Raw genomic sequence first — 14,964 nt, 5'->3', positions numbered from 1 at the left:
AAACGCCCAGTCCTGAAAGGAAACTGACATGAACGAGCCGCAACATGGCCGGGCGCTGGCGCGCGCGGCGGTCGACTGGCGCCGCCGCGAGATCCCCGAAGAGGTCGCGCTGAAGACGCGGCTGCACATTCTCGACACGCTGGCGGCCATCGTCTCCGGCTCGGCGCTCGAAGCCGGGCGGGCTGGGCAGAGCTATGTGCGCGGACTGGGCGGCCCCGGGATCGCGACGGTGCTGGGCAGCGGCGACAGGGTGCCGCTGATCGAGGCGGCGCTGGCCAATGGCATGGCCGCCCATGCCGATGAATCCGACGATTCCCACGAAACCAGCCAGACCCATCCGGGCTGCGGGGTGGTTCCGGCGGCGCTGGCCGTAGCCGAGGCGACCGGGGCCAGCGGCGATGCGTTCATCCGCGCCGTCAGTCTGGGATACGAAATGAGCATCCGCTTTGGCGAAGCGATGGCGCCCGGGCTCAGCTTTGCGCGCTCGTCCCTGTCCTGCCATGCGTATGGGCCATTATTCGGCGCAGGGTTTGCCGCAGGCAGCCTGATGGAGTTTGACGAGACGCAGTTCCTGATCCTGCTCAACTATCTTGCACAGGAAGCCTCTGGCCTGACGACATGGCGGCTGGACCGTGCGCATACGCTGAAAAGCTATGTCTTTGCGGGCATGCCTGCCAGCAATGCCGTCAAGGTGGCGGCGCTCGTGCGGTCGGGCTTCACCGGCAGCGGCGATGTTCTTGACCCCGGCAACCGCAATTTCTTTGACGCGATGCCCTCCGGCATGGCGCCAGAGGCGCTGCAGCGCGGGCTTGGGCAGGTGTTCCGCATTCTGGAAACCGACATCAAGAAATACAGCGTCGGCTTTCCGATCGCCGCGCCGATTTCGGCGCTGGAAGAGATCATCGCCCGGCATGCCCCAGACCCCGAGGAGATCCGGCAGATCCGCATCCGCTACGATCCGGACTGGTACAAGGTCATCGGCGATGAAAACGGCATGCCCGACCTCAACCTGCGCTACTGCATGGCGGTGACGCTGCTGGACGGCGGCCTGAGCTTCGCCGCCTCCCATGACGAGGCGCGGATGCAGGAAGACGCGGTGCAGCGTCTGGGGCAGCGCATCGATTTCCTGCCCTCCGAGCCCGGGCAGGACCGGTTCGAAGCGCGGATCGAGATCGAGACGCCACAGGGCACCCATGCCGCCCGCCAAGGGCTGCACGTGGCGGGCCGCAAGGAAAACCCCATGCGCCCCGACCAGATCGAGGCCAAGGCGGCAGAGCTTTTTGCCATGGTGCTGTCGGCGGACGAAGCCCGCCAGTTGGTGACCCTGTGCCGCGACCTGTCACAGGCGCAGAACCTTGGCCCCCTGATCGCGGCGACGGTGCCCGCCGCTCAGCCCTAAGGGCCTGCGGGCGGGGCTGCGGTGGAGTTGCGGATGACAAGCTGCGCCTCCAGCCGCAGCGGCAGCTCGGCCTCGCCGCCATCCAGCACGAAGATGACATGTTCGGCGATGGTGCGGCCCATTTCCGCCGCGGGCACATGCACGGTCGTCAGCGGCGGGTCCATATGCGAGGCCAGTTCGTTGTCATCAAAGCCCGAGATGCTCAGATCGCCCGGCACCGACAGGCCCGCCGCCTTGGCCTCGATCACCGCGCCCGTGGCCAGATAATCGTTGGTGCAGATGATCGCGGTGGGCCGCACGTCTTCTTCAAGGATGGCCTGCATCCCCTGCCGACCGCAGGCGATCGTCCAGTTCGGGACAACCTTGAAATGCTGCGGGCGCACCGCAATCCCTTCGGCAGCCAGCGTGTCGCGGATGGCATCGATGCGCAGGCGGATACGGTCGTTATGGTCGTGATTGGCGGCGATGATCCCGAAGGAGCGGTGCCCGAGCCCCAGCAGATAGCTCACCATCTTGCGCATCTCGTCATGATTGTCGATGCCGATGCAGTTGGTGTGCCCATAGGCCCCGGTCGTATAGGCGATGACGTAGAAGATCTTGCGCTGCTCCAGCAGGGCGTAAAGCTCGGGCGGGTGATCCTCCCCCATCAGCACCATACATTCCACGCCGTTCTGGATCATCTTCGACAGCTGCACGGTGGTGCGCTCGCGCGAGGCGTCGGGCCGCCCGAGCAGCAGCGTATAGCCCGCATTTCCAAGCGTCTGCTGCAGCGATTCCAGCATGGTGGCGATGGTCTGGTGCCCCAGCGTCGGGATCAGCGCGCCCACCGTGCGCGTGCGCAGGCTGGCCAGCGCCTGCGCGGCGCCATGCGGAATCCAGCCCAGCTCGGCAATCGCTTTCTCCACCCGGAGCCGCGTCTTGGCCGACACCGCCTCGGGGGAATTGATGACCCGAGACGCGGTGGCGGTCGACACTTTGGCAAGGCGCGCGACATCCTCAAGCTTGACCGAAGACTGGACGGACCGCCGCACACGCGACCGTTTCGGGGCTGGGCTGCCATCGCTCATCACTGCTCTCCAAGTGTCATGGTTCAGCCCTTTTACCGGCAAAGGCGGGGATGCGGAAGAATCCGATCACCCCCCGCCGGGATCGTGCCGGGATCCGGAGCGCTGCAGAAGGCCATAGGCAGATGATCCGACATCGGGCAAACTCCACACCGTGGGACGGTCCTCGCGCCTTGGGTCAAAATACCCGCGATACCCGATGGACATGCAGGGATGAGTATCATAACGTGGCCCAAATTGTAAGCGCTTACTTAGGCGCCTGACCCAATGGGACCAGTGACATGAGCGACAGACCCAGAGGCATGCGAAAAGGGTTGGCGGGCTACGGCGACGCCGGTTTTTCGCTTTTCCTGCGCAAGGCCTTCATCAAGGCGATGGGATATTCCGATGACGCGCTCGACCGGCCGATCATCGGGATCACCAACACCTTTTCCGGCTTCAATGCCTGCCACCGCAACGTGCCGGACATGATCGAGGCGATCAAACGCGGCGTGATGCTGGCCGGGGGGCTGCCGGTCGAGTTTCCGGTCATTTCCATGCACGAGGCCTTCACCCACCCCACCAGCATGTATGTGCGCAACCTGATGGCCATGGATGTGGAGGAGATGATCCGCGCCCAGCCCATGGATGCGGTGGTGCTGATCGGCGGCTGCGACAAGACCGTGCCTGCCCTGCTGATGGGGGCGGCCAGCGCCGACGTGCCCGCGATCCTGACCGTGACCGGCCCGATGATCACCGGCAGCCACAAGGGCGAACGTCTGGGTGCCTGCACCGACTGCCGCAGGCTCTGGGGTCAGCATCGCGCGGGTGAAATCGATGCCGCCGAGATCGAGGAGATCAGCGGCAAGCTTGCACCGGGGCCCGGCACCTGCATGGTGATGGGCACCGCCAGCACCATGGCGCTGGTCAGCGAGGCCATGGGCATGATGCTGCCGGGCGGCGCCACGATCCCCGCCGTTCACGCCGACCGGATGCGCCATGCCGAGGCGACCGGCGCGCGGGCCGTGGCCATCGCCGCCGAGGATCTGCGCCCGCGCCAGATCATGACCGAAGCCTCGATGCGCAACGCGCTGCGGGTGCTGCAGGCGGTGGGGGGCTCGACCAATGGCGTCGTGCATCTGGCAGCCATCGCGGGGCGGCTTGGCTTTGACCTCGATCTGGAGGATCTGGACCGTCTGGGGGCGGAAACCCCCGTGCTTGTCGATCTGAAACCGTCCGGCCAGCATTACATGGAGGATCTGTTCCGGGCGGGCGGGCTTGTCACCGTCCTGCGCGAGATCGTCGACCTGATCGCGCGCGACTGCCTGACCGTGACCGGTCGCAGCCTTGGCGCGGAAATCGACGCGCAGCCCGCGTCCTGGTCGCAGGACACGGTGCGCCCGCTGTCCGACCCGATCCATTCCGGCGGCGGCATCCGCCTGCTGCGCGGCAATCTTGCCCCCAATGGCGCGATCATCAAACAGGCCGCAGCCACCCCTGCCCTGCTGCGCCATACCGGACGGGCGGTGGTCTTCACCTCGCTTGCGGACATGGCCGAACGTCTGGACGATCCCGATCTGGACGTGACCGCCGACGACGTGCTTGTGCTGCAGAACGCAGGGCCAAAGGGCGCGCCGGGCATGCCCGAGGCGGGATATATCCCGATCCCGCGCAAGCTCGCAGCGCAGGGCGTGCGCGACATGGTGCGGCTGTCCGATGCCCGGATGAGCGGCACCGCCTTCGGGGCCATCGTGCTGCACATCTCGCCCGAGGCGGCGGCGGGCGGCCCGCTGGGTCTGGTGCGCGATGGCGACCGGATCGCGCTGGATGTGGAGGCCGGAACCCTGTCCCTGCTTGTCGAGGAGGAGGAGCTGCGCACACGGCGCAAAAACTGGACCCCGCCCGCGCATGTCCATGCCGAACGCGGCTATGCGAAGCTTTATTTCGACGAGGTGCTTCAGGCCGAGGATGGCTGCGATTTCAACTTCCTGCGTGCCGTGCCGCGCAAGCCCGAGGCCTGAGGGACCGGGATGGCCGCCGCATTCCCGACCCTGCGCCCCGCGTGCCGCGACCGTGCCCAACCGGCGCGGCCGCTGCCCCGTCAGACCCTGCTTTGCGGGGTCCGGTTTGATCGTTATGAAAGCGCTTCCAGAAAGGCAAGGCCCCGCGTGAAGGACAGAGCACATGACATCTGAGCCCGCCATGGCAAAGCCCCGGCTGCGGGTCGGGATCGTCGGATGCGGCTGGGTCGCGGGCAGCCAGATGACGCGCGGCTTTGACCTGCTGACTGACCGGTTCGAGGTGATCGCCTGCTGCGATTCCCAAGAGGGCCGCGCCAAAGACTTCGCCGCACGCCATGACATCGCCACAGCAACCGCCGGTTTTGACGAGATGCTGCGCGATGACCGGATCGACGTGCTCAGCATCTGCACCCCGCCCTCGCTGCATCATGGCATGACTCTCGCCGGGCTCGCGGCGGGCAAGCATGTGATCTGCGAAAAACCCTTTACCAGCTCGCTGCGCCTGATGGACGAGGTGATCGCGGCGGAGGCAGAGGCCGCCACCCGCGTCATGCCGATCTTTCAGTATCGTTTCGCCGACGGCATCACGCGGGTGCGCCATCTGATCCGGTCCGGACTGGGCGGGCGGACCTATCTGTCTTCGGTCGAAACGGCATGGCAGCGCGGCGCCGAGTATTACGCCGTTCCATGGCGCGGCAAGTTCGCGACCGAACTGGGCGGCGTGCTGCTGACACAGGCGATCCACATCCACGATCTGTTCATGTGGCTGATGGGCGACGTGGCCGAGGTGCAGGGGTTCAAGACCACCCGCGTCAACCCGATCGAGGTTGAAGATTGCGCCGTGGCAAGCCTGCGCATGGCCGACGGATCCCTTGCCGCGCTGGCCGCCACGCTGGGATCGGCCCGTCCCGCCACGCGGCTGCGGCTCTGTTTCGAGCATTTCGTCATCGAACGGCAGTGCTACGGTGCAGAGGCGCCGCGACCCGGGGACGATCCGTGGCTCGTGACCGCCCGCACGCCCGAGCTTCAGCCCGAAATCGACCGCGTGCTGAGCGAGGCGCCACTTGGCCTTCCCGATTTTGCGGGCCAGTTTGCCGATTTTGCCGAAGCGCTGGAACAGGACCGCCCGTTTACCGTCACGCTGGACGACGCGCGCCGCTCGCTCGACCTGATCACCGCGCTGTTCCATTCGGCGGAAACCGGAGACAGGGTACATCTGCCGATCGGTCAGGATCACGTCAGATACGGGGGCTGGGTCGATGGCGCCGCATGACATGACCCCCGGTCCGGAGGATACGGTCCATGAGATCCTCATCGTCGGCGGCGGAACGGCGGGCTGCGTGCTGGCCAACCGCCTCTCCGCCGATCCGAAGCTGAAGGTGCTGGTGATCGAGGCGGGCGAGGACACGCCGCCCGGACGGGTGCAGCCGCCCATCCTCGACAGTTTTGCCGGGCTTGCCTATCTCAATTCCCGTTTTCTCTGGAACGACCTCAAGGCCTCGACCGATGTCGGCGGCAGTGCTCCGAGCGCGCCGCCCGCCCGGCTGCGCAAATATGAACAGGCGCGGGTGCTGGGCGGCGGATCGGCCATCAACGGCCAGCTCGCCAATCGCGGCGCCCCGCATGATTACGACGAATGGCAGGCTCTGGGGGCCAGCGGCTGGTCCTGGGACACGGTGCTGCCCTATTTCCGCAAGCTCGAACGCGACGTGGATTTTGACGGGCCGCTGCACGGGCAGGACGGACCCATTCCCATTTCGCGCATCGGCGAGGATCTGTGGCCCCGCCACGCGCGGGCCATGGCGCGCGCCTTCGCGCAGGCGGGGTTCGATGCCGTCGACGACCAGAACGGCGACTTTGTCGACGGCTATTTCCCGGTCGCCATCTCCAACCTTTATGACCGGCGGGTGTCGACCGCCATCGGCTATCTGGGATACCGGGTGCGCGCCCGACCCAACCTGACCCTGAAGACCGACACCCATGTCACCCGGCTGCTGATTCAGGGCCGGCGCTGCATCGGCGTGATGGCGCAGGGGCCCGACGGCATCGAACGGCGGCATCTGGCGCAGGAGGTCATCCTTGCCAGCGGCGCGCTGCATTCGCCCGCGCATCTGCTGCGCGCCGGGATCGGACCCGCCGAAGACCTGCGCCGCCTCGGGATCGAGGTGGTGGCGGACCGTCCCGGCGTGGGTCGGCGGCTGATGGACCACCCGTCGGTCGCCGTCGCAAGCTTCATCGCGCCCGAGGCCCGCATCAACGGCGTCACCCGCCGCCACCTGATGCTGGGGCTGCGGTTTTCCTCTGGCATGGGCGATGCGCCGCAGGGCGACATGGCGGCCTCCATCGCCTCCAAATCGGCATGGCACGATGTGGGCAGCCAGCTTGCCACCGTGAACATCTGGGTCAACAAGACCTATTCCGAAAGCGGGTCGGTCAGCCTGCGCGATGCCGACTGGCGCAGCGAGCCGCGGGTCGATTTCGACCTGATGTCGGACCGGCGCGATCTGGACCGGATGAAAGCCGCCTATCGCCGCCTTGCCGCCATCGTGCTCAGCGACGAGATGCAGGGCGTGGTCAGCGACACCTTCCCCGCCTCCTACAGCGACAAGGTGCGGCAGGTGGCGGCGCTGACGCTGCGCAACAAGGTGCTGACCGGGCTTCTGGCGCGGCTGCTGGACGGTCCCGCGCCGCTGCGCCGCCTGCTGTTCCGCGCCCTCATCGTCGAAGGCGACCCGATCGACGTGCTGATGGCCGATGATGCCGCGCTCGAACGCTTCATCCGGCGCGCGGCGGTGGGGGTCTGGCATGCCTCCTGCTCCTGCCGCATGGGGGCCGAAGACGATCCGCTGGCCGTCACGGCGCCCGACGGGCGGGTCTATGGCGTGGATGGCCTGCGGGTCGTGGATGCCTCGATCTTTCCGATGATCCCCAGCGGCAACACCAACCTTCCCACCATCATGGTCGCCGAGCGCATCAGCGACCTCATTCTGGCCGCACGCCGCGCGTGACCGGCTGGACCGAGCCCCGACCCCGAAAGGATCCGGCATGGAACATTCGACAGGCCCCGGCCCCCTGAAACTTCCGCAGGCACCGCGCGAATATGCGGCGCTGATCGACGGCGCGTTCATCCCCGCCTCCGACCGCGAGACGATCGCGCGCGACAATCCCGCCCATAACCACCCGGTCAGCCTTTATCCCAAGGCCACGCAGGAGGATCTGCGCCGCGCCCTGTCCGCCGCGCGCCGCTCCTTTGATGCGGGGGTCTGGGCCGGGCGCTCCGGCGCCGACCGCGCCCGCATCCTGCTGCGCGTGGCCGACCTGATCGAACGGCACCGCACGGAACTGCGCGAGATCGAATGTCTGGAGGTCGGCAAGCCCATCGGCCTTGTCGACCGCGAGATCGGCGGCGCCATCGCGCATTGGGAATACGCCGCCACCATGGCCCGCCACTGCTACGGCGACAGCTACGACACCTTCGGCGACCAGTCGCTGGGCTTCGTCATGCGCTATCCGGTGGGCGTGGTCAGCATGATCACCCCGTGGAACTATCCGCTGATGATCAACAGCCAGAAACTGCCCTTCGCGCTGGCGGTCGGCTGTTCGGCGGTGGTCAAACCCAGCGAACTGACCTCCGGCTCGGCGCTGCGGCTTGGCGAGCTGCTGATGGAGGCGGGCCTGCCTGCGGGCGTGGTCAACATCATCGCCGGAACCGGGCTCGATCTTGGCGAGGGGCTCTGCACCGCGCCCGAGGTCGACATGGTCTCCTTCACCGGCTCGACCGCCGTGGGGCGCAAGATCGCGGCTCTGGCGGGGCAGCATCTGAAAAAGGTCTCGCTCGAACTGGGCGGGAAAAGCGCGCAGATCGTCTGTGCCGATGCCGATCTGGCCACGGCAGCGGAAAAGGTCGCCCTTGGCGCGACGCGAAATGCCGGGCAGGCCTGCGTCGGCGGCACCCGCCTTCTGGTGGAACGCCTCATTGCGGAAAGCTTCCTGCAGCAGGTCAAGGATCACATGGCCACGCTGAGGATCGGCGATCCGCTGGATGCCGAGACAACGATGGGACCGCTGGTCAGCGCGACGCAGAAAGCCCGGGTCGAGGAGTATCTTGCCGCAGGCGACCGCGACGGCGCGCAGCGCTGGACCCTCGAGACGCCCGGCCTGTCCCTGCCGGGGCATTTCGTGGCGCCCACCATCTTCACCGGGGTCGATAGCGCCATGAGCATCGCGCAGGAGGAAATCTTTGGTCCGGTGCTCTGTGTGCAGCCCTTTGACGGCTTTCACGATGCGGTCGCGCTGGCCAACAGCACGCGTTACGGTCTGGCCGCCGGGATCTGGACCCGCGACATCAGCAAGGCGATGCAGTTCGCCCGCCATGTCGCTGCGGGCAATATCGAGGTGAACACCTTCCTTGCAGGGGTGCCGGAACTGCCCATCGTCGGCCATCGCGACAGCGGGCTTGGATCCGAACGGGGGCGCAACGCGGTGCAGGAATTCACGGAACTCAAGACCTTCAAGCTGCAGCTGGACCCGGTCTGACCCGCCCTTGCCCCGCGCCGGACCTCTGGCGCGGGATCATTGACGGAGACTTGCCATGACGCTGGCCCATATCACCGCCGACAGCACCGATGCGCAGATCTTTCACGCGCTCTCGCCCGCCGTGCCGCCCGCGCAACAGAGCGGGTGCGCGCCCATGCACGGCGGCACGGCTGGGCGCTGACCGAGATTGATGCCGGAGAATTTTCGGACCCGCGCTATCTGCGCAACCCGCTGAACCGCTGCTATTTCTGCAAGAGCACTCTTTATGACCGCATCGCCGGGCTGACCGACCGCAGCATCGCCTCTGGCGCCAATCCGGATGATCTGGGCGATGTCCGCCCCGGGCTTCTGGCGGCGGGGGAGCGGCAGGTGATCTGCAAATTGCCAACGAGATGGAAGAGGCGCTGAGCAGGCTGGCGCCCCGCCTGCAGACCCTGCGCTGCCGGATCCTGAAGACAGGCGTGGGGATCGAGATCGACGATCTGTCAGACCCGGCGCTGCCGCAGATCCGCGCCCTTGCCGCCGCGAGGGCGGCAGCGGCGGGGCGCCGCTTTGCCGGGGTTTCCCGCGACCGCCGCGGCGCCGCCTTTGTCTCGCCTAGCGCCCCCTGAAGACGGGCGCGCGCTTTTCGGTGAAGGCGGTCATGCCCTCCTGCCGGTCTTCGGTCATGCTGTTGCGCCAGATGGCGTCGCGTTCAAAGGCGATGCCGTTCTGCAGCGTGGCGCCAACCGCGGTGCGGATGCAGGCCTTGGTATATCGCACGGCAACAGGCGCGCGGGCGGCGATCACCTCCGCAATCTCGATGGCGCGGGCGAGCGTTGCCTCGGGCTTGCAGATCTCGACGACCAGACCCAGCTGATGGGCGCGCTGCACGTCGATCGGATCGCCGGTGAACAGCATGTAGGACGCCACGTTCTGCCCGATCTTGCGCGGCAGCCGCTGCGTGCCGCCATCGCCCGCCATGCCCCCGATCTTGACCTCGGGCTGGCCGAACTGGGCCGTCTCTCCCGCGATGATGAAATCGCAGACCATCGCCAGTTCCGACCCGGCGCCAAAGGCGATGCCGTTGACGGCGGCGATCATCGGCGTGTCGCAGGTTTCCATCGCGCGCCACGCCGCAACCCGCCGGGGGTTGTTCGAGGTGGCGGGCGGGCCAAAGGTCACCATCTCCTTGATGTCCGCGCCTGCCGCAAAGATCGTGTCGGTGCCGGTCAGCACGATGCAGCGCACATCGTCGTCGCGGTCCAGATCCACGATCAGCCGCCCCAGCTCGATCACCATCGAGCTGTGCAGCGCGTTCTTCTTTTCGGGGCGCGTGATGCGGATCACCGCCACATGCGCGGCGGGCCGTTCCAGCACGATCTTGTCGCTATGGTCTTCCGGGGTCATGACAGTCTCCTCGTTCGGCAATGGGGGTGTCCGGTGTCAGCCCTGCGGCAGGTAGCGGGCCTGATCGAGCCCGTGCCGCGCGAAGAGCGCGTCAATCCCGCGGCGGTCGGCGTCCGAGATGCGGGTCTGCGGCGCGCGGGTGGCATCGCAGGGGATGACCCCCTGCTTCATCAGCACGTATTTCATGCGGGGGCGATAATCGCGCAGCGGGTTCGACCAGCACAGGCGCGCGATCGGCCCCAGTTCGTTCCAGATTTCATAGGCTTCGGTGGCCTTGCCCGCAGCGGCGAACTGCTGCATCCGGACGAGTTCGGCGGTGAAGGCCCCCGCCAGTCCGATCAGCGCGCCTTCGCAGCCCATCAGCATCGCCTCCAGCACGAACGTGTCGTTGCCGGTCAGCACCGCCACGCGGCCTTCGGTCTCGCGCGCCTCTTCGACGATCTCCCATGTCCGGTCGATGTCAAAGGCGGCGTCCTTGATCGCCACCACCCCGCCCAGATCGGCCAGCGCCCGGATCGTGCCGACAGGGTAGCCGGCATTGGCGGTCTGAAAGGCGATGATCGGCACATCAACCGCCTCGACCACGGCGGCGTGGTACTCCGCCACCACCGAAACCGGCAGCGGCTTCGACATGAAGGTGGGCAGCGGCGGAAAGACCACCAGCCCCTCGGCCCCCGCATCGACCAGCCTGCGCGCATGGTCGACCGCCCCGGCGGTGTGCCCGGCGATCAGCCCCGACACCAGCGGCACCTGCCCCGCCAGAACCTTGCGGCTGCGCTGCAGCGTCTCGACCTGTTCGGCATGCGACATCGCGGTGGCTTCGGCGGCGGCCATGTTCAGGGCCAGCGCGCTGATGCCAGACCCCGCCATCTGCGCCACGTAGCGGTCAAGCGTCGTCCAGTCGATCGCGCCATTTTCCTGAAAGGGCATGATCGGGGCCGGAATCACTCCGGATTGCAGGGCATGTGTCATGGCAGGATCTCGTTTGCTTCCGGGCTGCGGGTTTCCTTGCTCTTGCCACAGACGGGTCGGAAAGGAAACTGTAAATGTAAGCCCTTACAAAATTTCAGGGCTTTTGATGTGGTTTTCCAGAACGGCGCAGAGTGGCTTATCAGCCAGAATATATGAAGTTATCTTAGGAAATATCGCGCACTAAGCGTCATCTCGGAAGATATGGGCGCGCGCGATCCCGACAGGCTGTCAAAAACGCCGCTTGTCAATGATAGCGCTTTCACCTAGCCTCGAGTCCAAAGAACGGATCAGACGGGAGGATCTTCGTGCAGGTCATAAGCAGTCAGCAGGCCGCAGAGCTTGTGCCGGATGGCGCCACGATCGCCGTCTCCGGCGGCGGATATCGCGTGGTTCCGGAATCGCTGATCACCGCCGTTGCAGACCGTTTTGCCGCACGCGGCACGCCCCGAGGCCTGACCGTCATCACGGTCGCGATGATCGAACGCGGGCGCGGCGGCAAGGGGGGTGCCTCCAGCGGGCTGAACCGGCTCGCGCGCGAAGGGCTGATGAAGCGCGTCATCACCTCCAGCTTCAGCCGTGCCTCGTCCAACGAACTGAACATGCTGATCGGCGCCAACAAGACCGAGGCCTACAACATCCCGATGGGCACGCTGGTGCAGCTGCTGCGGGCCACGTCCGCAGGGCGCAGGGGCTTTGCCACGCCGGTCGGGATCGGCACGTTCGTCGACCCCCGGCAGGGCGGCGGCAAGGTCAATGCCGCAACGCGGGAGGAGATCTGCCGCCTCACCTCGCTGGAGGGCGAGGAGATGATCTATTACCCGCGCCTGCCCGTCGATGTCGCGCTGATCAAGGCCAGCGCCGCCGATGCGCGCGGCAACCTTTACTATGACCGCGAAGCCTTCGACCACGGCACGATAGAACTTGCGCTCGCCGCGTTCCAGTCGGGCGGCAAGGTCATCGCCGAGGTCAACCGCCTTGTCGAGACCGGCGAGATCCACCCCCGGATGGGGCGCATTCCCGGGCGGCTGGTGCATGGCGTGGTGGTGCAGCCCGAGGACTGGGAAGATGAACAGGATCCGGTGCTGACCGGCGCCGCCCGCGCCGACCTGCCCGCACCTGCCGGTCGCAACCTGCCGCGCGACGTGATCGCCCGTATCGCGGTCAGCCGCCTGCCCAAGGGCGCGATGGTCAATCTGGGCGCGGGCCTGCCGATGTACGAGGTGCCGGAACAGGCCCGGGGCATGGGCCGCGACGACATCTATTTCACGGTGGAACAGGGGCCGTTCGGCGGCTGGCCCAAGGTCGGCGGCGTGTCGCGCAACCCGGAAATCATCCTCGACCAGAACGAGGTGTTCCAGTTCTACGAAGGCGGCGGACCGGACGTGTCGATCCTGTCCTTCGGCGAGGTCGACGCGCAGGGCAACATCAATGTCAGCCGCTTTTCCGGAATGCTTCCCGGCTGCGGCGGCTTCGTCAACATCGTGCACGGGGTCCGCACCCTGATGTTCTGCGGCACGCTGACCACCGGCGGGCTGGAGGAATCCCACGGCCCTGACGGGCTGCACATCACGACCGAGGGCCGCATCCGCCGCTTCGTCGAGGCGGTCGAACAGATCACCTTCAACGCGCAGCGCGGCATCGCCGAGGGCAAGCAGGCCAGCATCATCACCGATCGCGGCATTTTCGACGTGCGGCCGGGCGGGCTCTGCCTGACCCAGATCGTGCCGGGGGTCGATCTGCGCCGCGATCTGCTTGACCGGATCCCGTTCCGGGTCGAGGTGGCCGCCGATCTCGCCACCCTTCCCGCCGAGCTTCTGACCCCGTCCTGGACCAGCCCCGCATGAGCCCCGGCGGCGATCTTCCACGGGGCGCCCGGCCATGACCGGCGCGCGCGGCATCGGGGCAGGAGGCTGGTCGCGCGCCGTCGCGGCCACGATGGCCGCCCTGCTGGCCGTGCTGATCGTCGCCCCGGTCGGTGCGATCTTCCTGTCCAGCTTTTATGACGGCGGGCCGTCGCTGTCGGCCTATGCCGATTTCCTGACCGACCGCCGGATGCTGGCCGCCACGCTCAACAGTCTGGCCGTGGCCACGGGGATTGCCGCACTCAGCGTCCTTGTCGGCGTGCCGCTGGCCTTCGGCGTGGCCCGGACGCGGATGTGGTTCCGGGGGCTGGTCTCCGCCGCGATGATCCTGTCGCTGATCAGCCCGGAATTCCTGCTGGCGATGGGCTACATCCTGATGGCGGGACCGAATGCCGGTTACGCCAATCAGGCGCTGCGCGCGGTCTTTGACCTTTCGGCGACCAGCGGGCCGTTCGACATCTTCTCGCTGTGGGGGCTGATCTTTACCGCCCTGCCCAATGGCGTCGCCTTCGTCTTTCTTGCGCTGGTTCCGGCACTGGCGAACATGGATCCGGCGCTGGAAGACGCGGCTCGGCTCAAGGGCGCAAGCCCGCTCAGGGCGGTGATCGACGTGACCCTGCCGCTGATGCGCCCGGCGATCCTTGCGGGCGCGCTGCTGGCCTTCGCCACCTCGCTCGCGATGTATGGCGCGCCGGAAATGCTGGGCATCGACGTGCTGACCGTCGCCATCCGGGAGGCGCTGCTTGGCCTCGAATTCTCCACCGCCTCCGTCGCCTCGGTGACGCTGGTGGCGCTGTCGGCGCTGGCGCTTGGCCTGCAGCGCGCGCTGCTGCGCCATGGCGACCGCTACCGCGTGCTGGGGGGCAAGGCCTTCGCGGCGCGGCGACTTGATCTGGGGGCGGCCACGCATCTGCTCAGCGCGCTGGCCTTTCTTTACGTGATGGTGGCGCTGATCCTGCCCTATGGCACGATGATCGCGGTCAGCGCGATGAAAAGCATCGGCAACGGCTTCAGCGCTGGCAACTGGACCCTGCAGAACTTCGTGGTGGTGCTGGGCGATCCGTCGATCCGGCAGGCGGTCTGGCTCAGCTTCTGGCTGGCGGCAGTCACCGCGACGGTGGTGATCGTGATCGGGGTGCTGACCGCCTATGTCATCCTGCGCACCCGGCTGCGCGCGCGCAGCCTGCTGGATTACGCCTCGATCCTGCCCTTGGCCGTGCCGGGCACCGCGATCGGCTTTGCGCTGATCGTCATCTACCTGAACTGGCCGGGCAACCTCACCGGCTTCTACGGCACTGCGATGATCCTGCTTGTCGCCTATCTCGCGCGGTTCATCCCCATCGGGGTGCGCAACGGGCAAAGCGGCCTGCTGCAGATCGCGCCCGAACTGGAAGAAGCGGCGCGGGTGTCCGGATCGACGGAATTTGGCGCGCTGATGCGCATCACCATCCCGCTCATGCTGCCGATGCTGGTCTATACATGGCTGCTGGTGTTCATCCTCGCGATCCCGGAACTCAGCGCCTCGATCATCCTGCGCGGCTTTGGCACCCAGACCGTCGCCACCTCGCTGCTCAGCGTGTGGAACGGCAATGGCGGGCTGGCGGTCGCCTGCGCCTATGGCGTCTGCATCTTCGCCGTGGTGTCGGCGCTGTTCCTGCTTGCCGCACTGGTCGGGCGCAGATCGCCCGCCATCCGCAAGAGCATCTTCGGAGGAGGCTGAAAAGCCAATAAAGGGAGGAAGA

Annotated in this window: 13 protein-coding genes; 10 read left to right on the top strand and 3 right to left on the bottom strand. The window is 66.9% G+C overall.

The annotated features are described in order from the left end of the window. Positions 1 to 28 precede the first annotated feature (28 nt). Complete coding sequence (locus BLR51_RS05490; RefSeq protein ID WP_089844795.1) at positions 29 to 1,399, top strand: MmgE/PrpD family protein; 1,371 nt, start codon at positions 29 to 31, stop codon at positions 1,397 to 1,399. Here the strand turns inward: BLR51_RS05490 and BLR51_RS05485 are convergent. Next, entirely contained in the window at positions 1,396 to 2,466 is a 1,071-nt protein-coding gene (locus tag BLR51_RS05485; protein WP_089844793.1) for a LacI family DNA-binding transcriptional regulator, read from the bottom strand. The genes BLR51_RS05490 and BLR51_RS05485 overlap by 4 nt on opposite strands. A 299-nt stretch (positions 2,467 to 2,765) precedes the next feature. Here BLR51_RS05485 and BLR51_RS05480 point away from each other — a divergent pair, with 299 nt between their 5' ends. The 7 genes from BLR51_RS05480 (at position 2,766) to BLR51_RS05455 (ending at position 9,610) form a co-directional block, all read left to right on the top strand. Next, complete coding sequence (locus tag BLR51_RS05480; RefSeq protein ID WP_242656646.1) at positions 2,766 to 4,463, top strand: dihydroxy-acid dehydratase; 1,698 nt, start codon at positions 2,766 to 2,768, stop codon at positions 4,461 to 4,463. 163 nt (positions 4,464 to 4,626) lie between these two features. Then, positions 4,627 to 5,736 carry a Gfo/Idh/MocA family protein gene (locus BLR51_RS05475; protein ID WP_089844789.1) on the top strand — a complete coding sequence of 370 codons (1,110 nt, stop codon included), beginning with the start codon at positions 4,627 to 4,629 and terminating at the stop codon, positions 5,734 to 5,736. Further along, positions 5,723 to 7,471, top strand: coding sequence for a GMC family oxidoreductase (locus BLR51_RS05470; RefSeq protein WP_242656645.1), 1,749 nt, complete (start codon positions 5,723 to 5,725; stop codon positions 7,469 to 7,471). Before BLR51_RS05475 ends, BLR51_RS05470 begins: the two co-directional genes overlap by 14 nt. 37 nt (positions 7,472 to 7,508) lie before the next feature. Continuing rightward, positions 7,509 to 8,999 carry an aldehyde dehydrogenase family protein gene (locus BLR51_RS05465; RefSeq protein ID WP_089844786.1) on the top strand — a complete coding sequence of 497 codons (1,491 nt, stop codon included), beginning with the start codon at positions 7,509 to 7,511 and terminating at the stop codon, positions 8,997 to 8,999. A gap of 55 nt (positions 9,000 to 9,054) precedes the next feature. Beyond that, positions 9,055 to 9,180: a hypothetical protein gene (locus tag BLR51_RS28430; RefSeq protein WP_278184848.1), complete on the top strand. Its 126-nt coding sequence runs from the start codon at positions 9,055 to 9,057 to the stop codon at positions 9,178 to 9,180. Next, positions 9,144 to 9,407: an adenine nucleotide alpha-hydrolase family protein gene (locus tag BLR51_RS05460; RefSeq protein ID WP_089844784.1), complete on the top strand. Its 264-nt coding sequence runs from the start codon at positions 9,144 to 9,146 to the stop codon at positions 9,405 to 9,407. Before BLR51_RS28430 ends, BLR51_RS05460 begins: the two co-directional genes overlap by 37 nt. After that, a complete protein-coding gene (locus BLR51_RS05455; RefSeq protein WP_089844782.1) occupies positions 9,392 to 9,610 on the top strand; it encodes a hypothetical protein in 219 nt (72 codons plus the stop codon). The genes BLR51_RS05460 and BLR51_RS05455 overlap by 16 nt, the downstream gene beginning before the upstream one ends. Here the strand turns inward: BLR51_RS05455 and BLR51_RS05450 are convergent. Together BLR51_RS05450 and BLR51_RS05445 are read right to left on the bottom strand one after the other, a co-directional pair. Beyond that, positions 9,597 to 10,388: an enoyl-CoA hydratase/isomerase family protein gene (locus tag BLR51_RS05450; protein ID WP_089844780.1), complete on the bottom strand. Its 792-nt coding sequence runs from the start codon at positions 10,386 to 10,388 to the stop codon at positions 9,597 to 9,599. The genes BLR51_RS05455 and BLR51_RS05450 overlap by 14 nt on opposite strands. Positions 10,389 to 10,424: 36 nt before the next feature. After that, positions 10,425 to 11,360 (bottom strand): dihydrodipicolinate synthase family protein, encoded by a 936-nt coding sequence (locus tag BLR51_RS05445; protein ID WP_089844778.1) that lies wholly within the window; start codon positions 11,358 to 11,360, stop codon positions 10,425 to 10,427. A gap of 305 nt (positions 11,361 to 11,665) precedes the next feature. Between BLR51_RS05445 and BLR51_RS05440 the strand changes: the two genes are divergently transcribed. Then, complete coding sequence (locus tag BLR51_RS05440) at positions 11,666 to 13,204, top strand: CoA-transferase (RefSeq protein WP_165616736.1); 1,539 nt, start codon at positions 11,666 to 11,668, stop codon at positions 13,202 to 13,204. Positions 13,205 to 13,238: 34 nt separating this feature from the next. After that, on the top strand, positions 13,239 to 14,942 hold the full coding sequence (locus BLR51_RS05435) for an ABC transporter permease (protein ID WP_089844775.1): 1,704 nt from the start codon (positions 13,239 to 13,241) through the stop codon (positions 14,940 to 14,942). Positions 14,943 to 14,964 lie beyond the last annotated feature (22 nt).

The sequence above is a fragment of the Salipiger marinus genome, assembly GCF_900100085.1.
Classification (GTDB): domain Bacteria; phylum Pseudomonadota; class Alphaproteobacteria; order Rhodobacterales; family Rhodobacteraceae; genus Salipiger; species Salipiger marinus.
The sequence above is the reverse complement of the archived record's forward strand: the minus strand, read 5'-3'. Positions and strand labels throughout refer to the sequence as shown.

What these genes read in the sequence shown, in the direction of transcription:
- BLR51_RS05465 (WP_089844786.1), top strand. Translation starts at nt 7,509, where the DNA reads ATGGAACATTCGACAGGCCCCGGCCCCCTGAAACTTCCGCAGGCACCG.
- BLR51_RS05445 (WP_089844778.1), bottom strand. Translation starts at nt 11,360, where the DNA reads ATGACACATGCCCTGCAATCCGGAGTGATTCCGGCCCCGATCATGCCC.
- BLR51_RS05475 (WP_089844789.1), top strand. Translation starts at nt 4,627, where the DNA reads ATGACATCTGAGCCCGCCATGGCAAAGCCCCGGCTGCGGGTCGGGATC.
- BLR51_RS05480 (WP_242656646.1), top strand. Translation starts at nt 2,766, where the DNA reads ATGCGAAAAGGGTTGGCGGGCTACGGCGACGCCGGTTTTTCGCTTTTC.
- BLR51_RS05485 (WP_089844793.1), bottom strand. Translation starts at nt 2,466, where the DNA reads ATGAGCGATGGCAGCCCAGCCCCGAAACGGTCGCGTGTGCGGCGGTCC.
- BLR51_RS05470 (WP_242656645.1), top strand. Translation starts at nt 5,723, where the DNA reads ATGGCGCCGCATGACATGACCCCCGGTCCGGAGGATACGGTCCATGAG.
- BLR51_RS05435 (WP_089844775.1), top strand. Translation starts at nt 13,239, where the DNA reads ATGACCGGCGCGCGCGGCATCGGGGCAGGAGGCTGGTCGCGCGCCGTC.
- BLR51_RS28430 (WP_278184848.1), top strand. Translation starts at nt 9,055, where the DNA reads ATGACGCTGGCCCATATCACCGCCGACAGCACCGATGCGCAGATCTTT.
- BLR51_RS05450 (WP_089844780.1), bottom strand. Translation starts at nt 10,388, where the DNA reads ATGACCCCGGAAGACCATAGCGACAAGATCGTGCTGGAACGGCCCGCC.
- BLR51_RS05490 (WP_089844795.1), top strand. Translation starts at nt 29, where the DNA reads ATGAACGAGCCGCAACATGGCCGGGCGCTGGCGCGCGCGGCGGTCGAC.
- BLR51_RS05455 (WP_089844782.1), top strand. Translation starts at nt 9,392, where the DNA reads ATGGAAGAGGCGCTGAGCAGGCTGGCGCCCCGCCTGCAGACCCTGCGC.